Raw genomic sequence first — 19,464 nt, 5'->3', positions numbered from 1 at the left:
TCCGTTTGTGGACTCCCGCTAGGCCTTCTTGCGCTTGCGCAGCCAGGTCGCCGCACCGCCGGCCACCACCACCAGGCCGCCGCCGACGGCGTACACGCCGGCCGAGCCGACGGAGCCGGTGGGCGGGGCGAGCTTGGCCGCGGCCGGCTCGGGGGTGACCGCGACGACAGGCTCGGCGGCCAGCGCCGGCGCAGCGGCCCATCCTCCGGCGGCCAGGCACAGCACGGTGCCACCGACGACCTTGCCCACACGCTTCGAGCGGATCACGCTCCATACCCCCAGTGACGGCACTTCAATCCTTGCACCGGGTCCGACGGTATCCGATTCCTGGCGTGTTCTGACCACCAGTCAGCTTCCACGAGGCAAGCGTTGCATGAATGTTGTGTACGGAGGGTGGTCGAAGCAGGTCAGGAGTTGTAGTTCTGCTGTGCGCGCTCCAGGCCGTCGGCGAGCAGTGCCTCGACGGCGTCCGCGGAGCGGTCGACGAACCAGTCGAGGTCCTTGCGCTCGGTGGACGAGAAGTCCTTGAGCACGAAGTCCGCGACCTCCATCCGGCCGGGCGGGCGGCCGATGCCGCAGCGCACCCGGTGGTAGTCGGGGCCGAGCGACTTGGTGATCGACTTCAGTCCGTTGTGGCCGTTGTCGCCGCCGCCGAGCTTGATCCGCAACGCCGCGTAGTCGAGGTCGAGTTCGTCGTGGACGGCGATGATCGCTGAGGCGGGCACCTTGTAGAAGTCGCGCAGTGCGGTGACCGGACCGCCCGAGAGGTTCATGAAGGTCATCGGCTTGGCGAGGATCGCCCGCTTGCCCGAGAGGCGCCCTTCGGCGACCTGGGCGCGGCTCTTGTGGGCCTTGAACTTGGCGCCCATCCGCTGGGCCAGCAGGTCGGCCACCATGAAGCCGATGTTGTGCCGGTTGCGGGCGTAGCCCTCGCCGGGGTTGCCGAGGCCCACCACCAGCCAGGGGCCGTCGTACTCGCTCATGCCGCTCCTCACGCGGGTGTCGTTGCGTCGTCCATCATCCCGGACATGCCGCTGCCCCGGCCGCCCGCACGAAGCGGAAGGCGGCCGGGGCAGCGACGGAGAGATCGCGAGGATCAGGCCTCGACAGCGGCCTCTTCGCCCTCGACGGCCTCGGTCTCGGCCTCTTCCTCGGTGGCCTCGGGGGCCTGGGCGCCGATGACCTGCAGCACGACGGCGTCGGCCTCGACGGCCAGCGCGACGCCGGCCGGCAGGGCGATGTCACCGGCGGTGATGGAGGCGCCGGCCTCCAGGCCCTCGATCGAGACGGTGACCGACTCGGGCAGGTGGGTGGCCTCGGCCTCGATCGGGAGCGCGTTCAGCACGTGCTCGACCAGGTTGCCGCCGGGGGCCAGCTCGCCCTCGGTGTGGACCGGGATCTCGACGGTGACCTTCTCGCCACGCTTGACCAGCAGCAGGTCGACGTGCTCGATGGAGCGCTTGATGGCCTCGCGCTGGACGGCCTTCGGCAGCACGTACTCGTCCTTGCCGTCGATCGGCAGGACCAGCAGGGCGTTCGGGGTCTTCAGGGCCATCATCAGGTCGTGGCCGGGCAGGTTCAGGTGAACCGGGGCGTGGCCGTGGCCGTAGACGACACCGGGGACGAAGCCGGCGCGACGGGCGCGACGGGCGGCACCCTTGCCGAACTCGGTGCGGGACTCAGCGGCGATGCGGATCTCGGACACGACTGCACTCCTCGGAAATGCGCAGGGGTGCAGGAACGACAGAACCGCCGGGCCACACCCTCAATAACGTTTGGGGGGACACTCGGCGGTTCGATCAAAGCGCATCGTTCTCGCGCGTCGATCACGGAGCACCGAAAACGGGCATCCCTCGCCGAGCAGTCTCCCCAGACTAACCGGGCGGTGGCGCGGACGTGAAATCGGCCCCCGGTTCCAGGCGGAACCGGGGGCCGATCAAGGGGCTGACAAGGGGTCAGCGCCCGCGAGAGGTCAGTGCACGCCCTCGAACAGGCTGGTGACCGAGCCGTCCTCGAACACCTCGCGCACGGCGGCGGCGATCGACGGGGCGATCGACAGCGTGGTGATCTTGTCCATCTGGAGCTCGGCCGGGGTCGGCAGCGTGTTGGTGAACACGAACTCGCTGACCCGGGAGTTCTTCAGCCGGTCCGCGGCGGGGCCGGAGAGCACGCCGTGGGTGGCGGCCACGATGACGTCGGCGGCGCCGGCGTCGAACAGCGCGTCGGCGGCGGCGCAGATGGTGCCGGCGGTGTCGATCATGTCGTCGACCAGGACGCAGGTGCGGCCGCGGACGTCACCGACCACCTCGGCGGAGAGGATGGTGTTGGCCTGCGTCATGTCGCGGCGCTTGTGGATGATCGCCAGCGGGGCGTCCAGGCGGTCGCACCACTGGTCGGCGACCTTCACCCGGCCGGCGTCCGGCGAGACGATGGTCAGCTTGGACCGGTCGGCGACCCGGTCGCCGACGTAGTCGGCGAGCATCGGCAGCGCGAACAGGTGGTCGACCGGGCCGTCGAAGAAGCCCTGGATCTGCGCGGTGTGCAGGTCCACGGCCATCAGGCGGTCGGCACCGGCCTGGCGCAGCAGGTCGGCCACCAGGCGGGCCGAGATGGGCTCGCGGCCGAGGTGCTTCTTGTCCTGCCGGGCGTAGCCGTAGAACGGGAGGATCGCGGTGATGCTGCGGGCCGACGCGCGCTTCAGCGCGTCGATCATGATCAGCTGCTCCATGATCCACTGGTTGATCGGAGCCGTGTGGCTCTGGATCACGAAGCAGTCGGCGCCGCGCGCGGAGTCCAGGAAGCGGACGTAGATCTCGCCGTTGGCGAAGTCCAGGGCCTTGGTCGGGACGAGTTCGGTGCCCAGCGAGCGGGCAACCTCCTCGGCAAGTTCCGGGTGGGCTCGACCGGAGAAGAGTTTGAGCTTCTTCTCACCGGAGGTCGTGATCCCGCTCACTGCACCGTCTCCTCGTGTATTTGCCACTCTGAGTGAGTACGCCGAGGCACGGCCCAGCAGGCCCGATGGCGCACGTATGTACTTCAGGTTACGCGCCCCGGACCGTGACCGACGGCCGGGGACCTCCGTTCAAGATCCCCGGCCGTCCGGTCCGGCTACTCCGGCGAGGACGCCTCGGCGGCGGCGCGGGCGGACGCCGAACCGGGCCGCTTCCGCTCAACCCAGCCTGCGATGTTGCGCTGCTGGGCCCGCGCGACGGCCAGCGAACCGGCCGGGACGTCGTTGGTGATCACGGATCCGGCGGCGGTGTAGGAGCCGTCACCGATCGTCACCGGGGCGATGAACATGTTGTCGGAACCCGTGCGGCAGTGGGCTCCGATGACCGTGCGGTGCTTGTTCACACCGTCGTAGTTCACTGTGACCGACGCCGCACCCACGTTGGTGCCCTCACCGATCGAGGCGTCCCCGATGTACGACAGGTGGGGCACCTTCGCGCCCTCGGCCAGCTGGGAGTTCTTGATCTCCACGTAGGTGCCGGCCTTCGCCTTCCGGGCCAGCACGGTGCCCGGCCGCAGGTACGCGTACGGGCCGACCGAGGCCTCCGGGCCGATCTCGGCGCGCTCCGCCGTGGTGTTGCTCACACGGGCGCCCGCGCCGACCGAGGTGTCGGTCAGCGTGGTGTTCGGGCCGACCTCGCAGCCCTCGCCCAGGTGGGTCGCGCCGAGCAGCTGGGTACCGGGGTGCACCAGCGCGTCCGGCTCGTAGCCGACCTGGACGTCCATCCAGGTGGTGGCCGGGTCGACCACCGTCACGCCGGCCCGCATCGCGCGCTCCAGCAGCCGGTCGTTGAGCAGGCGGCGGGCCTCGGCCAGCTGCACCCGGTCGTTGATGCCGACGATCTCGCGGTGGTCGGCGGCCACCACCGCACCCACCCGGTGGCCCTCGCGGCGCAGGATCTCCAGGGTGTCGGTCAGGTACTCCTCGCCCTGCGAGTTGTCGGTGCCGACCAGCGACAGCGCGTGCGCCAGCAGCTTGGCGTCGAACGCGAACACCCCGGAGTTGATCTCGTTGACCGCCAGCTGTTCGGGGCTGGCGTCCTTGTGCTCGACGATCGCCGCGACCGCGCCGTCGCTCTCGCGCAGGATCCGCCCGTAGCCGGTGGCGTCGGGGACGAGGGCGGTCAGCACGGTGACGCCGTTGCCCTGCTCGGCGTGCGCGGCGGCCAGCGCGGACAGCGTGCCGCCGGTCAGCAGCGGGGCGTCGCCGGTGGTGACCAGCACGGTGCCGTCCAGCTCCACGCCGTCGGCGGCCAGCGCCTGCAGCGCGGTGCGCACCGCGTGGCCGGTGCCGAGCTGCTCGGTCTGCACGACGGGGCGGGCCGCCGGGTAATGCTCTGCCAGGTGCGCCTGCACCAGCTCGCGCAGGTGGCCGATCACCACCAGCAGCTGACGGGGCGTCAACTCCTGGGCGGCGGACACCGCGTGACCCACCAGGGAACGGCCGCAGATCTCGTGCAGCACCTTCGGCAGGGCCTTGGACTTCATCCGCGTACCGCCCCCGGCGGCGAGCACGATCACGGCAGCGGGCTGGTTTGCACTCACGCGGGAAGACTCCTCGGTCGATGCGGGGTGAGGGTGCACCGAGAATACCGAGACGAGACGGGCGGAAAACGACCGAAACGGTCGTGGAGGCTCCGCCGCTAGGATTCGAACCCAGACAAAGGCCTCCAAAGGGCCCTGTGCTGCCATTACACCACGGCGGAAAGGCGCGGTTGCCGCGCCCAGCACAGCCTACGGGTTGACGGCCCGTAGCTCCACCACCTTCCGCGAAGCACACGAACGACACACCCGACTCGGGTGGCCGTCCTGCCGGAATCCGACGGACGAACACCGCGACACGTCCGCGCGCGAGCCTTCCGCTTACCGCCGTCCGATACCTACGATGCCGTAGGTTACGGAAACGTAGGTATCCGCTGGCACCACCCTCCTCCCCCGGGAAGCGCCATGACCATCCAGGCCGGGCAGGCGCCGCCGAGCGCCGCCGAGGACCTTCTCCCCCGTCTGTCCGCCACCAGGGGTGGCGAGAAACAGGGCCCCGCAGAACGAATCACCCTCGCCCTGTTCATCGCGGTGCCGTTCCTGGCCCTGCTGGCCGCCGTCCCGATCGCCTGGGGCTGGGGCCTGTCCTGGCTGGACGCCGGCCTCGCCGTCGCCATGTACTTCCTCACCTGCCACGGCATCACCATCGGCTACCACCGCTACTTCACCCACAGCGCGTTCAAGGCCAAGCGGCCGCTGCGCATCGGCCTCGCCGTGCTCGGCTCGTTCGCCGTCGAGGGCCCGCTGGTGCGCTGGGTCGCCGACCACCGCAGGCACCACCGCTTCTCCGACAAGGAGGGCGACCCGCACTCCCCGTGGCGTTACGGCGAGAGCGTGCCCGCCCTGCTCAAGGGCCTGTGGTGGGCGCACATGGGCTGGATGTTCGACGAGGAGCAGACCCCGCAGCTCAAGTACGCGCCCGACCTGGTCCGCGACCCGGCCATGAGGCGCATCTCCCGGCTGTTCTGGCTCTGGACGACGCTCTCGCTGGCGCTGCCCGCGGTGATCGGCGGCCTGGCCACCTGGAGCTGGCAGGGCGCGCTGTCCGCCTTCTTCTGGGGCTCGCTGGTCCGGGTCGCCCTGCTGCACCACGTCACCTGGTCGGTCAACTCGATCTGCCACGCGGTCGGTTCACGCCCCTTCAAGTCCCGCGACAAGTCCGGCAACGTGTGGTGGCTGGCCGTACTGTCCTGCGGCGAGTCCTGGCACAACCTGCACCACGCCGACCCCACCTCGGCCCGGCACGGCGTTCTGCGCGGCCAGGTCGACTCCTCGGCGCGGGTCATCCGCTGGTTCGAGAAGGCGGGCTGGGCCACCGACGTCCGCTGGCCGGGTGCGGAGCGGATCGCCGCCCGCCGCGCCGCATGAGGCAGCGCCTGCAGCATGATGGAGGGGTGAACGGGACCAACGGAGACAGCGCCGGCCATCAGCAGCCTTCGCGGCGCGGCGCGGCCCGCGGCGCCGCCGCGAAGACAAGTGGCCGGGTGCGGATGACCGGCAAGCAGCGCCGCGAGCAGCTGCTGGAGATCGGCCGAACGGTCTTCGCCGAACGCGGCTACGACGGCACCTCGGTGGAGGAGATCGCCGAACGCGCCGGGGTCTCCAAGCCGGTCGTCTACGAGCACTTCGGCGGCAAGGAGGGCCTGTACGCCGTGGTCGTCGACCGCGAGATGCAGCTCCTGCTGGACATGGTCACCGGCGCGCTCACCGGCGGGCACTCCCGGGAGCTGCTGGAGCAGGCCGCGTTCGCGCTGATGGACTACATCGACACCTCCACGGACGGCTTCAAGATCCTGGTCCGGGACTCGCCGGTGGCCCAGTCCACCGGCTCGTTCGCCTCGCTGATCAGCGACATCGCCACCCAGGTCGAGGACATCCTCGGCCTGGAGTTCAAGTCCCGCGGCTTCGACGCCCGACTGGCGCCGATGTACTCGCAGATGCTGGTCGGCATGGTGGCGCTGACCGGCCAGTGGTGGCTGGAAGTGCGCAAGCCCGCCAAGGCGGAGGTCGCCGCCCACCTGGTCAACCTCGCCTGGCACGGCCTGGAGGGCCTGGAACGGCACCCCAAGCTGGTCGGGGACCGCAAGAACTGACCGGCCCGGCCCCGTCACCGGGGCCACCGGGCCGTCCCGCACGACAGGAGAACCCGTTGACGGTCTTCCTGCTGGCCCTCGGCGCGGCCTGCTGCCTCGGACTCGGCTTCGTCCTGCAGCAGCACGCCGCCCAGCGCGCCCCCAAGGGCGACATGCTCCGCTGGCGGCTGCTGCTCGACCTGATGCGGATGCCCGACTGGCTGCTCGGCATCGGATTCATGATCGCCGGGCAGGTGCTGTCCGCGCTGGCGCTCAGCCAGGGCGAGGTCACCCTGGTCGAGCCGCTGCTGGCCACCAACCTGGTCTGGGCGATGCTGCTGGCCCGCCGGATCACCGGCACCCGGCTGGGCCGCTCCGGCTGGATCGGCGTCGCCCTGATCGCGCTCGGCGTCACCGCGTTCATCGCCGCCGGACAGCCCCAGGGCGGCGGCCCCGGCGTCGGACCGGTGCGGCAGTGGCTGGTCATCGGCACCGTCGCCGGCCTCGCCCTGCTGCTGGTCTCGGTGGCCCGCCGCCTCCCCCTGTTCGAGGAGGCCACCCTGCTCGCGCTGGCCGCCGGCCTGCTCTACGGCCTCCAGGACGCCCTCACCCGCTCCACCTTCGACCTGATCGACCAGCACGGCGCCACCGCCGCGTTCGCCTCCTGGCAGCCGTACACCGTGATCGGCATCGGCGTGGTCGGGCTGCTGCTGGTGCAGTCCGCGTTCGAGGCCGCGCCGCTGCGGATGTCGCTGCCCGCGCTCACCGCCGCCCAGCCGCTGGCCGGCATCGCCTGCGCGGTCGGATTCCTCGGCGACCGGGTCCGGATCACCCCCGCCGCGCTGGCCTGGCAGAGCGCCGGGATGGCCGCGATCGTGGTCGGCGTGGTGGTCCTCGGCCGCCACCCGGCCCTGCCCAGCGCGAAGTGACCCTCCCTCAGCGCCTGACCGCCACCGCGAACACCCGGCGGAACGGGAACACCGTGCCGTACTCGCTCGCCGGGTACGCCTCGCGCAGCAGCGCCCCGTACTCCGCCAGGAACGCCTGCCGCTCGCCCGGATCGGGCAGCCGCTCCAGCACCGGGCGCAGCGCGGTGCCCTTGACCCACTCCAGCACCGGGCCCGGCCCCTGCAGCACCGTCAGGTACGTGGTCTCCCAGACGTCCGCCGTGCAGCCCGCGGCCAGCAGCGCCTCCAGGTAACGCGCCGGGGCGTGGCAGGACGCGTCCGGGCGGACGGTGCCCAGCCGCTCGCGCCAGCGGGCGCTCTGCCTCAGCTCGGCGAGCAGGGTGTGGCTGGGGGCGGCGAAGTTGCCGGGCAGCTGGAAGGCGATCACCCCGCCGGGGCGCAGCGCCGCCGCCCAGCGCGGCAGCAGGGCGAGGTGGTCGGCGGTCGGGGTGTCCATCCAGTGCAGGGCGGCGTTGGACGCGATCAGGTCGGGCCGCTCGGGCGCGGGGTCGTACGCGGTGACGTCCTGCAGCCGGTACTCGGCGGTGGGCTCGCCGGTGGCCCGGGCGGTCTCCAGCAGGGCGGGCGAGGTGTCCAGGCCGAGCAGGCGGGCCTCGGGCCAGCGGCGGCGCAGCACGGCGGTGGAGTTGCCGGGGCCGCAGCCGAGGTCCAGCACGGTGGGGCGGGGCGGGAGTTCGGGGACCCGGGCGAGCAGTTCATTGAGCGGCCGGATGCGTTCCTCCGCGTAGCGCAGGTACTGGTGGGCGTCCCAGTCGGCGGGCATGGCGAACCTCCAGAAGTATCTCGACGTCAAGATATCTTTCGGACGCCGAGCGTTCCTTTGTTATCTCTTGATGTCAAGAGACTTCACATCGACACATCCCCCGATACACTGATCGTCATGGAGGACGAGGTCGACCGCCTGGTCGCAGCATGGCGCCGAGAGCGCCCCGACCTCGACGTGGAGCCCCTTGAGGTCCTCAGTCGGGTGAGCCGACTCGCCCGCCACCTGGACCGCGCCCGCCGCACCGCGTTCGCCGAGCACGGCCTCGAACCCTGGGAATTCGACGTCCTCACCGCCCTGCGCCGGGCCGGAGACCCCTACCAGCTCTCCCCCGGCCAGCTCCTCACCCAGACCCTGGTCACCTCCGGCACCATGACCAACCGCATCGACCGCCTCACCACCAAGGGCCTGGTCGTCCGCCTCCCCGACCCCGACGACCGCCGCGGCGTCCTCGTCCGCCTCACCGACGCCGGCCGCGACAAGGCCGACCAGGCCCTGGCCGGCCTCCTCGCCCACGAACGCGAGATCCTCGCGCAGCTGGCACCCGCCCGGCGCGCCGAACTCGCGTCCCTGCTCCGCCAGTTGGTCATCCCCTTCGACCGGGCAGGTTGATTTTCGAGGGGCCGGAAGATCGGCTCTTCAGGGGCCCGGGGAACGGCGGGGCCAAGTCTGCGGTTGATCAACAGGGCCCTGGGCGTGCATACGTTTTAGGCCTCCCGGTACCTCAAGACACCCGAAGCAGCACGACCGCATCGCAAGGTTCGACCATCCGCAGTCCCGGCCTCGCCGTTCCCCGAGCCCCTGGTGGCGCAGCCCTCCGAAAACTCAGAAGCCGTCCGGATACAGGGCCGAGAGCGCCGGAGGCTTGTCCGGGGCGCTCTTGTAGCCGGGCAGCAGCGCAGCCAAGCAGTCGCGAACCGCAGGATCCTCGTTGCCCGTCGCGGCCCCGTACAACGCGGTGAGGCCCCCCGCCAGGTCCTCGACGCCGGTCGCGTTCGCCGCCGTCGCGTAGATCCGCGGGTGCGCGGTGGGAAGCCGTTCCTCGGTGTCGGAGAACAGCGCCTCGTTGAGTTTCTCGCCCGCCCGCAGCCCGGTGTACCGGATCTCGACCTCCGCCGCGTCCAGCTGAACCTGTTCCGCGAAGTTGTGGACCAGGTCCACGATCCGCACCGGTTCCCCCATGTCGAGGACGAAGACCTCGCCGCCCTCGGCCATCCGTCCGGCCTCCAGGACCAGGCCGACGGCCTCCTCGATGGTCATGAAGAACCGGGTGACGTCGGGGTGGGTGACCGTCACCGGCCCGCCGCTGCGCAGTTGTTCCTCCAGGACGGACAGCAGCGAGCCGCGGGAGCCGAGGACGTTGCCGAAGCGGACCGCGGCGAACACGCCGGTGCCGAGGTTGCGGGCGTCCCTCGCGTTGGCCTGGACGATCAGCTCGGCGAGACGCTTGCTCGCGCCGAGGACGGAGGTGGGGTCGGCGGCCTTGTCGGTGGAGATCAGGACGAAGCGTTCGACGCCGGTGGCGAGCGCGGCCTCGACCAGGTGGTCGGTGCCGAGGACATTGGACTTGACGGCCTCGCTGGGGTGGCGTTCCAGCAGCGGCAGGTGCTTGTGCGCCGCGGCGTGGAAGACGACCTCGGGGCGCAGGTCGCGGAAGATCTGCTGGATCCGCGGGCGGTCCCGGATGTCGGCGATCACCAGGGACTCGTCGGTGAGCAACGCCTCGCCCCAGATGTCGAGTTGGAGCCGGTGCAGGTTGGATTCGTCGTGGTCGAGCATGTACAGCGCGGCGGGGCCGAACGCCTGGACCTGGCGGCACAGTTCGCTGCCGATGGAGCCGCCCGCGCCGGTCACCAGGACCCGGCGGCCCTCGATCACGGTACGGACGTCGGGCGAGACGACGTGGACCTCGTGCCGGCCGATCAGCCGGTTGACGTCCAGGGTGCGCAGGTCGGAGCCGACCACGGCGCGGCGCAGCGCGGACAGGAAGGACGGCAGGTAGCGGACGGCCGCGCCGGCCGCCGCGGCGGCGGTGGCGAGTTCCCGGACGCGCTGGTGCGGCAGGCCGGGGATGGCGAGGACGACCACCTGGGCGCGGTGGGCGAGGGCGTGGCGGGTGAGGTCGGCGAGCGGGCCGAGGACGGGGCGGCCGGAGACGTGCCGGCCGGCCTTGGCGGGGTCGTCGTCCAGTACCCCGACGGGGGTGAGGCCGAACTCGGGGGTCCGGTCCAGGTCGCGGACCAGTGCCGTGCCGGCCGCGCCGGCCCCGACGACCAGGGTGCGCAGGCCGGCCGAGCCGTAGCGCTGCTCGGGGATGCGGGTGCGGGCGCGGGCTGCGTGCGGGCGTGCGGAAGCGCGGTGCGGCAACATCTGACCTCCGGTCTCGCTGACTCACGGAGTGGAAACCTGCTCGGAAGGCGGGGCTCGTTCAGCCCGCGCCGGGGCCTGCGGTCGAGGCGACGGTCGGCGGTGGGGCGGGGGCGGGCACGATAGGCGGCCCGGGCGGCTCGGAGGGGGCGATCCCGGCACGGCGGGCGACGGCGACCGCCGCGAGCGTGGAGTGCACCCCGAGCTTGCCCAGGACGTTCTGCATGTGGGTGCGGACGGTGTGCGGGGAGAGGAACAGCCGCTCGGCCACCGCCTGCCTGCCCAGGCCCGCGACCATGCAGCGCAGCACCTCCTCCTCGCGGGGGGTGAGCGCGGCGACCAGGCGTTCGCTCTCCGAGCGGTCCCGGCGGGCGGAGGTGAGTTCGCGGACCACCCCGGTCAGCAGGGCGGGCGGCAGGTGGGTCTCGTCGCGCAGCACGCCGCGGATCACGGCCATCAGCGCGCCCAGCGAACTTTCTCGTGCCACCCAGCCGTTGGCGCCGGCTTGCAGGGCGCGGACGGCCCGTTGCGGGTCGTCGGCGACGGCCAGCATCACGGCCCGCAGCGTCGGGTGGGCCCGGCAGGCCCGGCCGACCAGGGCGATCCCGTCGCCCGGTCGCATCCCGTCGGCGGGCGGCCGGGCGGCGGCCGGTGGGCGCGTCAACTGTCCGGCGGCGAGCCGCTGTTGGGGCACTCCGAGGTGGTGACGGGGTGGTGGTGCCGGGGCGGCGCCGAGGTCGGCGTCGACCAGCAGCACGTCGTACGGGCGGCGTTCGGCCGCCGCCCGTTCCAGCGCGCGTTCGGCCGCGGCGGCGCTGCCGGCCGCCCCGACGTCCACATCGGGCTCGGCGGCGAGCGCCGTGGCGAGTGCCTCGGCGAAAATACGGTGGCCGTCGACCACCAGGACGCGAATCCGCCCCATCGTCCTGCCCCCCTGCTCCTGGCCCGACCCCCACCGGTGCCTCAATCAGCGTACGGGCGGCCGCCCGTACGGCGTGGGGATTTGGTGAAGTTCCTGTACGCAGAGACTTCGGGGGTCGGAGTCGGGCCGGGAGCGGGGCTGGTCAGGCGCGGTGGGCGAGGGTGAATTCCCAGGCGTCGGCAACGATCCGGTCGAGCTCGGGGTGCTTCGGCGCCCAGCCGAGGGCCTCCCGGGCCCGGTCCGCGGCGGCCACCAGCACCGCCGGGTCGCCCGCGCGGCGGCCGGCGAACTGCACCGGGATCTCCCGGCCGGTGACCCGCTTGACCGACTCGATCACCTCGCGCACCGAGAAGCCGGTGCCGTTGCCGAGGTTGCAGATCAGGTGCTCGCCGGGCTTGGCGGCGTCCAGCGCCAGCAGGTGCGCCTCGGCCAGGTCGGCGATGTGGATGTAGTCGCGGATGCAGGTGCCGTCCGGGGTCGGGTAGTCCTCGCCGAACACCGCGATGTGCGGGCGCTGCCCGAGCGCGGCCTGGAACACCAGCGGGATCAGGTGCGACTCCGGCTCGTGCCGCTCGCCGTAACGGCCGTACGCCCCGGCCACGTTGAAGTACCGCAGGCTGACGGCGGCCAGGCCGTGAGCGATCGCCTCGGAGGTGATCAGGTGGTCCACGGCGAGCTTGGTGGCACCGTAGGCGTTGGTCGGCGAGGTGCGCGCGGTCTCCTTGATCGGCACCTCCTCCGGCTCGCCGTACACGGCCGCGGTCGAGGAGAACACCAGCTTGCCGACGCCGGCCTTGCGCATCGCCGACACCAGCTCCAGCGAGCCGGCCACGTTGTTGCGCCAGTACTTCTCCGGGTCCGCCACCGACTCGCCGACCTGCGAGGACGCGGCGAAGTGCAGCACCCCGTCGAAGGACGCGTCGAGCACGTCGGAAGCGTCCTGGATCCGGCCGCGGACGAACTCCGCACCGTCCGGCACGGCCTCCGCGAAACCGGTCGACAGGTCGTCCAGCACCGTCACCCGGTGCCCCGCCTCCAGCAGGTGCGCCGCCACCACGCTGCCCACGTAGCCGGCTCCGCCTGTGACCAGGTACTTGCTCATGCCCTCGACCTCCGCAACACTCGGTGTTCCTCGCTCGGAGCATATGGCACTTGACTAAACGGCCGGTCTGACCGCCCAGTGGGAGTCGCGCCCGCTGAGCGCCAGCAGCGCCTCGAACGCGTCGTCACCGGCGTAGCCGACCGGCTCCGCGAACATCCCCATCGCCCCGACCGGGCCCCGGTCCGCCCGGGTCGCGAACCTCGCCGCCCGCAGCGGCCTGACGGTGCGCGGCCTGCAACGCCTGTTCGCCGCCCGGGTGGGCGTCCCCCGAAGTGGGTGATCCTGCGCTACCGGATCCACGAGGCCCTGGAGGCGGCGCAGCGCCCGGGCGCCCCGGACTGGTCCCGGCTCGCCGCCGAGCTCGGCTACCGCGACCACGCGCACCTGACCCGCGAGTTCACCCGCACCGTCGGCGTCCCGCCCCCTGCCTACGCGGCGCGCTGAACACCGCTGCAACTCAGGCCAGTTGATCCAGCATGCCGGTCCGCGCGGCCAGCGCGGCGGCCTCCAGCCGGGAGCGGGCGCCGAGCTTGGTCAGCACCCGCTGGACGTGCGTGCGCGCCGTGGACGGGGCGATCCGCATCGCGGCGGCGATCGCCGCGGTGTCCTCGCCGTCGGCGATCCGGCCCAGCACCTGCACCTCGCGGCGGGTCAGCAGCCGCAGCAGCCGCACCGCCTCGTCGTCGGGCTCGACGACCGGCCACAGCAGGTGCTCGAACGCGGCACGCAGCACCTCGACCGCGACGGCCGCCTCCCCCGCCCGGACCCGGGCGATCGCCCGGTCCACCACGTCGATCCGCTCGTCGCTGCGCACGTAGCCCGCCGCACCGGCGGCGAACGCGGCCGCGACCCGGCCGGGCGCGCTCAGCGGCCCCAGCACTACCACGGCGATCTCCGGCCGGTCGCGGCGCAGCCGGCGCAGCACGTCGAACGGGTCGTCCGGGCCGGCGGCCGTCCCGAGTAAGCACACCTCGGGGCGCCGCCCGACGACCAGGTCGAGCACCGAGCCGCACGGCGAACCCACGCCGAGCACCCGGTGGCCGCGCTGTTGCAGGGCGGTGCCCAGGGCTTCGGCCATCAGCCGGTGATCGTCCGCCACTACGAGCCGCACGCTCATGCCGCCCCCTCCCCGGTTCGGCAGGACAGACGCACCATCACAGCGCATTCGTGCGCGGGCCGCCAGGGGACGTACCGAAAAACCGCCGTCGCGGTTTGGCCAAGAGTCGGGAAACGGGCAAACGCCGAAGGCCCCGCCGAGTGGCGGGGCCTTCGTCTGCTGAGCCCCCATGCGGAATCGAACCGCAGACCTTCTCCTTACCATGGAGACGCTCTACCGACTGAGCTATAGGGGCTTGTTGCTCCGGGTTCCTTGCGGTTCCCCTTGCGACGAGGAAGACATTACATGGTCGGCGGACCGGTTGGGAAATCAGCTTCGACCAGGTGGGCGGGCTAAACTGCCCGAGAAGACCCGATCTGCTCTGCAATGTCGCCCAGCAGCCGCGAACTCCCGTTCAGCGAAAGCGCGTGATCCCGTGTCAGCCCCCGGCCGCAGTCGTGCTTCCTCCGACCGTTCCGCCTGGTGGGCGCTGGCCCTGCGGCCGGCCCGGCCGCCGGTGCCGTGGCGGCCGATGGTGCGGGCGGCGCTCGGGATGGCGGTGCCGCTGTCGGCGGGCCTGCTGTTCGGCCGCCTGGACCTGGGCGTCTTCGCGGGGCTGGGCGCGATGCACGCCACCATGAACGACCGGGTGGAGCCGCTGCGGCTGCGCGCCCCGCGGATCGCGCTGGCGCTGACCGCCTCCACCACCGGCATGCTGATCGGCGCGGCGCTCCAGCACCTCGGCGCGGGCGGCCTGCTGGTCGGCATCGCGCTGACCCTGATCGGCTTCGCCGGCGGCGCCCTGTCCGCGACCGGCCCGCGCGGCTCGGCAGCCGGGATGCTGCTGCTGGTCTCGGCCTCGCTCGGCGGCGGCATGGCGCTGCCCCACCCGTGGTGGGCGGCGCCCGCGATGATGCCGTGCGGCGCGGCGCTGGTCCTGCTGCTGGGCCTGCGCTACCGCACCGACGTCCGCACCGACCCGCGCACCGTCGCGCTGGCGGAGGTCTACCGGGCGCTCGGCGGCATGCTGGCCGCGGTCGGCACCCCGGACGGACCGGCGGCCCGCCGGATGCTGACCGGACGCCTCAACCAGATGCAGGACCTGCTGCCGCCGACCCGCCCGGGCCGCCGCGAGTCGGCGCGGCTGCGCTGGCTGCGCCGCTCGTACGAGGCCGCGCTGGGCACCACCGAGGCCGCCGCCGGGCTGCTCTGGGCGTGGCGGCCGGTGCCGCCGGAGCTGGTGGAGTTCCCGGCGGCACTGGCCCGGCAGATCACCGGCGGACCCGAGCCCGCCTACCCGGACTGGCAGCCGGACACCCCGTCCCGGACGGCGTTCGACACGGCGCTGCGGGCCGCCGCCGACACCGTCTCGGGCCGCTGGGCGCCGCTGGACACCGCCGCCCCGCCGCCGCCCGACCCGTGGCGGCTGCGCGCCCGTCTGCTCTCGCCCGGCTCGGTGCGCTACGGCCTGCGGGTCGCGCTGTGCGTGGCGGTCGCCGAGGCGGCCGTCAACGCGCTGACGCTGAGCCGCAGTTACTGGGTGCCGCTGACGGTGGCGTTCGTCCTGAAGCCGGATCTGGGCTCGGTGTTCCATCGGGCCGTCAGCCGGGTGCTGGGCACCGTACTCGGCATCGCGGCGACGGCGGTCCTGCTGGCCGTCACCACGGAGTCCTGGGCGCTGAGCGTCGCGGTGTCGCTGTGCGTGGCGCTGCTGCCGTACTCGACGGCCGCGCACTACGGGCTGAACACCGCCGTGATGACGCCGGTGGCACTGATCCTGGTGCAGCTCGGCGGGGAGAGCGGCGCCGCCGAGTTCTGGCCGCGGGTCCTGGACACCACGCTGGCCAGCGCGATCGTGCTGGTCTTCGGCTACCTGCTGTGGCCCGAACGCGCCCCGCACCGGATCGAGCCCGGCATCGTCAAGGCCGCCGCCACCGTCCACGAGTACCTGGCCGCGGTGGCCCGGGTCGAACCCGTCGCCGAGGTGTGGCTGCGCCGCACCGCCTACCGGGCACTGGCCGACGCCCGCCGCCAGGTCGACCTGGGCCTGGCCGAACCCCCGCCCGCCGGACGCCTCGCCGAGGAGTGGCTGCCCGCCACCTCCGCACTGGAACGGCTGGCCGGCGCGGTCGCCGCGTACGCCGCCCAACTCCGTTACGGCGGACGGGAACCCGAACCGGAGGTGATCGAACGCGTCCTGCACTCGCTGGACCGCCTCACCGACGCCGCCCGCGCCCACCACCCGCCGTCCGGCCGCGCCGCCCGCCCGACCGGCCCGCACGACCCGACCCGCAGCGCACTGGCCCGGGCCGCGGACGAACTGGACGTCCTGCTCGGCTGACCCGCGAGGGCCGCGCACCGCGGGTGCGCGGCCCTCGCCGGGCTCAGACCCGCTCGGCCAGCTCCAGCCAGCCCATCTCCAGCTCCTCCTTCTCCTCGCGGACCTTGCGCAGCTGCGCGTCCAGCTCGGCGACCTTGGAGAAGTCGGCGGCGTGCTCGGCGAGTTGGGCGTGCAGCTTGGACTCCTGCTGGTCCAGCTTGGCGATCTGCCGCTCCAGCTTCTGCATCTCCTTCTTCGCCGCCCGCAGGTCGCCCGCCGACAGGCCGGAGGTCTCCGCGGCGGCCGGGATCTGCGCGGCCGCGGCCGCGGCGGCGGCCTCCGCCATCGCGGTGCGGCGCTCCAGGTACTCGTCGACGCCGTTCGGCAGCATCCGCATCCGGCGGTCGCCGAGCAGCGCGTACGAGGTGTCGGTGGTCCGCTCGATGAAGAACCGGTCGTGGCTGATCACGATCATCGAGCCGGGCCAGCCGTCGAGCAGGTCCTCCAGCTGGTTGAGGGTCTCGATGTCCAGGTCGTTGGTCGGCTCGTCCAGGAACAGCACGTTCGGCTCGTCCATCAGCAGCCGCAGCAGCTGAAGGCGGCGACGCTCACCACCGGACAGGTCGCCGACCGGCGTCCACTGCTTGTCCTTGCCGAAGCCGAACTGCTCGCACAGCTGCCCGGCGCTCATCTCCCGGCCCTTGCCGAGGTCCACCCGGCCACGGATCTGCTCGACCGCCTGCAGCACCCGGGTCTCCGGGTCCAGCTCGGCCACCTCCTGCGAGAGGTACGCCAGGCGCACCGTCTTGCCGACCTTGATCACGCCGCCGGCCGGCTGCACGTCGCCCTCGGTCGCGTACGCGGCCTGCATCGCCCGCAGCAGCGAGGTCTTGCCGGCGCCGTTCACACCCAGCAGACCGATCCGGTCACCCGGGCCGAGCTGCCAGGTCAGCCGCTCCAGCAGCAGCTTCTCGCCCGCCTTGACGGTCACGTCCTCCAGATCGAAGACCGTCCGGCCCAGCCGCGCGTTGGCGAACTTCATCAGCTCGGACTTGTCGCGCGGCTCCGGCACGTCCGCGATCAGCGCGTTCGCCGCCTCGATCCGGTACCGCGGCTTGGACGTCCGGGCCGGGGCACCGCGACGCAGCCACGCCAGCTCCTTGCGGGCCAGGTTCTGCCGCTTCTGCTCCTCCGTCGCCTCGATCCGGGAGCGCTCGGCGCGGGCGAACACGTAGTCCGAGTAACCACCCTCGTACTCGCGGACCTCACCACGCTGAACGTCCCACATCCGGGTGCAGACCTGGTCCAGGAACCACCGGTCGTGGGTGACGCAGACCAGCGCCGACCGGCGGTTCTGCAAGTGCTTCGCCAGCCAGGCGATGCCCTCCACGTCCAGGTGGTTGGTCGGCTCGTCCAGCACGATCAGGTCCGGCTCGCCGAGCAGCAGCTTCGCCAGCGCGATTCGCCTGCGCTCACCACCCGACAGCGGCCCGATCACGGTGTCCAGCCCGTTCGCGAACCCCGGCAGGTCAAGCCCACCGAACAGACCCTGGATGATGTCCCGGATCCGCGCATCGCCCAGCCACTCGTGGTCGGCCCGGTCCGCGATCACCTCGTGCCGGATCGTCGCCGTCGGATCCAGCGAGTCGTGCTGCGTCAGCACCGCCATCTGCAACCCACCGGAGTGGGTGATCCGCCCGCTGTCCGGCTCCTCCAGCTTCGCCAGCATCCGGATCAGCGTGGTCTTGCCGTCACCGTTCCGGCCCACCACACCGATCCGGTCCCCCTCACTGACGCCGAGACTCACCCCGTCCAGCAGGGCCCTGGTGCCGTACACCTTGGTGACGGACTCGATGGTGGCGAGGTTGACGGCCACGAAGCTGCACTCCTGGGGAAGGGGGGTGGAACGAACCCCCAGCCTAGTGCCGTCGAGCAAGCGATCAGGGGCGCGGGGAACTGCGCGACAAGCGCACACCACGTCCGAAACGTCGCGATCACGTGCAAGTCATGGCCCTGCATCGCGATCTTGCCGTTGGGTGCCTTCCGCTTCGCGCAGTTCTCCCCCAGCCCCATGGGGCTGGGAGGTGCCCCCACGCGCCCCTGGTTCGCCTTACCGCGCCCGGTCCAGCAGATCCCGCTGCTCCGCCGTCAGCTCCAGCTCCAGCGCCCCCAAGCTCTCCTCCAGCTGCGCCACCGACGACGCCCCCACCAGCGGAATCACCGGAAGCTCGCCGCCGAGCAGCCACGCCAGCACCACCTGGTTGCGGGTCGCCCCGGTCTCGCGGGCCACCGCATCGAGCGCGGCGAGCCGGGCCGGGGTGCCGGCGTGGTCGAAGGACGGGCCGAGGGGCTTGTCGTCGCGGACGTAGGCGCCGCCGAGCAGCGGGGAGTAGGCGACCAGGGTGAGTTCGGGGCTCTCCTCGAGGTACGCGATCAGGTCGCCCTGGACGGCGGCCTGGTCGCCGTCCTGGCTGAGCAGGCCGGGCCAGTCGCCGCGGCGGCGCAAGTAAGTGTGGCCGTACTGGAGCACCTCGTAGCCGGGCAGCCCGGCCTGCGCAGCGATGTGGCGGGCCCGCTCGACCCGCCAGGACCAGTGGTTGGAGACGCCGAGCAGCCCGACCGTCCCCCCGTTCACGAGCTCCCCGAAGGCGTGCACGGTCTCGGCGAGCGGCACCGCGGTGTCCTCGATGTGCGCGTACAGCAGGTCGAGCTTCTCGACGCCGAGTCGCTTGCGGCTGGCCTCGGACGAGGCGCGGATCACCTCGGCGGACAGGCCCTCTCCGTTCTCGATGAACCCGGTGCCGGGGGCCTTCGGACGGGCGCCGAGCTTGGTGGCGATCACCACCTCGTCGGTGATGCCCCGGCTGGCCCGCCAGCGCCCGAGGACCTCCTCGCTGGTGCCGCCCTGGCTGCCGTCCTGCCAGTACGCGTAGTTGTTGGAGGTGTCGATGAAGGTGCCGCCCGCCTCCACGTACCGGTCCAACACCGCGAAGGAGGTGGCCTCGTCGGTGAGCGTGCCGAACAGCATCGCGCCGAGGCTGAGCACGCTGACCTCGCGACGGGTGCGCGGGTCGGTTCCGATGGTGCGCTTGCGCATCCGGGTTCCCCTCGTCTCCGCGGCCCGCCCGGTGCGGGCCGCGGAGACGAGTCTCGAACCCGGAGCGCGCTCCAGGTCAAGCAGCGGCCCACGCGGGCGCGCGGCCAAGCCGTACCACCGCACAGCGCACGGCGAGCGCCCGGCCTGTTCCTGCCGAGCGGTACCGTGCGAAGAGCACAACGGCGAAGCGGAGAGCCGGAGGTGTG

The 19,464-nt window shown here is 72.3% G+C and carries 17 protein-coding genes, 2 tRNA genes and 1 pseudogene; 6 read left to right on the top strand and 14 right to left on the bottom strand.

All coding sequences use genetic code 11. The features are described 5' to 3' along the window. Window positions 1–18: 18 nt before the first annotated feature. From ACFYST_RS23965 to ACFYST_RS23940, 6 genes are all read right to left on the bottom strand, one after another. Window positions 19–267, bottom strand: a complete 249-nt coding sequence (locus tag ACFYST_RS23965) for a hypothetical protein (protein WP_387638085.1) — start codon at window positions 265–267, stop codon at window positions 19–21. Window positions 268–407: 140 nt separating this feature from the next. Beyond that, window positions 408–983, bottom strand: coding sequence for an aminoacyl-tRNA hydrolase (pth, locus tag ACFYST_RS23960; protein ID WP_387638088.1), 576 nt, complete (start codon window positions 981–983; stop codon window positions 408–410). A gap of 113 nt (window positions 984–1,096) precedes the next feature. Further along, window positions 1,097–1,705, bottom strand: a complete 609-nt coding sequence (locus ACFYST_RS23955) for a 50S ribosomal protein L25/general stress protein Ctc (protein ID WP_387638090.1) — start codon at window positions 1,703–1,705, stop codon at window positions 1,097–1,099. A 267-nt stretch (window positions 1,706–1,972) separates the two neighbouring features. Further along, a complete protein-coding gene (locus tag ACFYST_RS23950) occupies window positions 1,973–2,953 on the bottom strand; it encodes a ribose-phosphate diphosphokinase (protein ID WP_387638093.1) in 981 nt (326 codons plus the stop codon). 155 nt (window positions 2,954–3,108) lie between these two features. Continuing rightward, window positions 3,109–4,554: a bifunctional UDP-N-acetylglucosamine diphosphorylase/glucosamine-1-phosphate N-acetyltransferase GlmU gene (gene glmU, locus ACFYST_RS23945; RefSeq protein WP_387865317.1), complete on the bottom strand. Its 1,446-nt coding sequence runs from the start codon at window positions 4,552–4,554 to the stop codon at window positions 3,109–3,111. Between the two features lie 90 nt (window positions 4,555–4,644). After that, window positions 4,645–4,715, bottom strand: a tRNA-Gln gene (locus ACFYST_RS23940). Between the two features lie 241 nt (window positions 4,716–4,956). Here ACFYST_RS23940 and ACFYST_RS23935 point away from each other — a divergent pair. The 3 genes from ACFYST_RS23935 to ACFYST_RS23925 are packed head-to-tail and all read left to right on the top strand — an operon-like array spanning window position 4,957 to window position 7,552. Further along, entirely contained in the window at window positions 4,957–5,919 is a 963-nt protein-coding gene (locus tag ACFYST_RS23935; protein WP_387638099.1) for an acyl-CoA desaturase, read from the top strand. A 26-nt stretch (window positions 5,920–5,945) separates the two neighbouring features. Then, on the top strand, window positions 5,946–6,644 hold the full coding sequence (locus tag ACFYST_RS23930; protein WP_387638102.1) for a TetR family transcriptional regulator: 699 nt from the start codon (window positions 5,946–5,948) through the stop codon (window positions 6,642–6,644). Window positions 6,645–6,700: 56 nt separating this feature from the next. Then, window positions 6,701–7,552, top strand: a complete 852-nt coding sequence (locus ACFYST_RS23925) for a DMT family transporter (protein WP_387638104.1) — start codon at window positions 6,701–6,703, stop codon at window positions 7,550–7,552. Window positions 7,553–7,559: 7 nt separating this feature from the next. On the opposite strand, the gene ACFYST_RS23920 is transcribed toward ACFYST_RS23925, so the two are convergent. Continuing rightward, window positions 7,560–8,354 (bottom strand): methyltransferase domain-containing protein, encoded by a 795-nt coding sequence (locus ACFYST_RS23920; protein ID WP_387865315.1) that lies wholly within the window; start codon window positions 8,352–8,354, stop codon window positions 7,560–7,562. Between the two features lie 117 nt (window positions 8,355–8,471). Here ACFYST_RS23920 and ACFYST_RS23915 point away from each other — a divergent pair, with 117 nt between their 5' ends. After that, complete coding sequence (locus ACFYST_RS23915) at window positions 8,472–8,966, top strand: MarR family winged helix-turn-helix transcriptional regulator (protein ID WP_387638109.1); 495 nt, start codon at window positions 8,472–8,474, stop codon at window positions 8,964–8,966. A 213-nt stretch (window positions 8,967–9,179) separates the two neighbouring features. On the opposite strand, the gene ACFYST_RS23910 is transcribed toward ACFYST_RS23915, so the two are convergent. The 3 genes from ACFYST_RS23910 to galE all read right to left on the bottom strand — a co-directional run bounded on the left by ACFYST_RS23910 (window position 9,180) and on the right by galE (window position 12,745). Further along, complete coding sequence (locus ACFYST_RS23910; protein ID WP_387865312.1) at window positions 9,180–10,724, bottom strand: polysaccharide biosynthesis protein; 1,545 nt, start codon at window positions 10,722–10,724, stop codon at window positions 9,180–9,182. A 58-nt stretch (window positions 10,725–10,782) separates the two neighbouring features. Beyond that, complete coding sequence (locus ACFYST_RS23905) at window positions 10,783–11,643, bottom strand: LuxR C-terminal-related transcriptional regulator (protein ID WP_387865311.1); 861 nt, start codon at window positions 11,641–11,643, stop codon at window positions 10,783–10,785. Window positions 11,644–11,785: 142 nt separating this feature from the next. Next, window positions 11,786–12,745, bottom strand: a complete 960-nt coding sequence (gene galE, locus ACFYST_RS23900) for a UDP-glucose 4-epimerase GalE (RefSeq protein ID WP_387865308.1) — start codon at window positions 12,743–12,745, stop codon at window positions 11,786–11,788. Window positions 12,746–12,932: 187 nt separating this feature from the next. Here galE and ACFYST_RS23895 point away from each other — a divergent pair. Next, window positions 12,933–13,189: pseudogene (locus ACFYST_RS23895) on the top strand (helix-turn-helix domain-containing protein); the annotation flags it as partial. Window positions 13,190–13,202: 13 nt separating this feature from the next. Here ACFYST_RS23895 and ACFYST_RS23890 read toward each other — a convergent pair. Continuing rightward, a complete protein-coding gene (locus tag ACFYST_RS23890) occupies window positions 13,203–13,862 on the bottom strand; it encodes a LuxR C-terminal-related transcriptional regulator (RefSeq protein ID WP_387865306.1) in 660 nt (219 codons plus the stop codon). A 162-nt stretch (window positions 13,863–14,024) separates the two neighbouring features. After that, a tRNA-Thr gene (locus tag ACFYST_RS23885) sits at window positions 14,025–14,097 on the bottom strand. 180 nt (window positions 14,098–14,277) lie between these two features. On the opposite strand from ACFYST_RS23885, the gene ACFYST_RS23880 reads away from it, so the two are divergent. Beyond that, complete coding sequence (locus ACFYST_RS23880) at window positions 14,278–16,182, top strand: FUSC family protein (protein WP_387865303.1); 1,905 nt, start codon at window positions 14,278–14,280, stop codon at window positions 16,180–16,182. Between the two features lie 43 nt (window positions 16,183–16,225). Here ACFYST_RS23880 and ACFYST_RS23875 read toward each other — a convergent pair whose 3' ends face one another. Further along, a complete protein-coding gene (locus ACFYST_RS23875) occupies window positions 16,226–18,037 on the bottom strand; it encodes an ABC-F family ATP-binding cassette domain-containing protein (RefSeq protein WP_387865301.1) in 1,812 nt (603 codons plus the stop codon). A 234-nt stretch (window positions 18,038–18,271) separates the two neighbouring features. Then, complete coding sequence (locus tag ACFYST_RS23870; RefSeq protein WP_387865299.1) at window positions 18,272–19,258, bottom strand: aldo/keto reductase; 987 nt, start codon at window positions 19,256–19,258, stop codon at window positions 18,272–18,274. Window positions 19,259–19,464: the final 206 nt, after the last annotated feature.

The sequence above is a fragment of the Kitasatospora sp. NPDC004614 genome, from assembly GCF_042873675.1.
Taxonomy (GTDB): domain Bacteria; phylum Actinomycetota; class Actinomycetes; order Streptomycetales; family Streptomycetaceae; genus Kitasatospora.
Note: the sequence above shows the minus strand (reverse complement) of the source record. Positions and strands in the feature narration are given on the sequence as shown.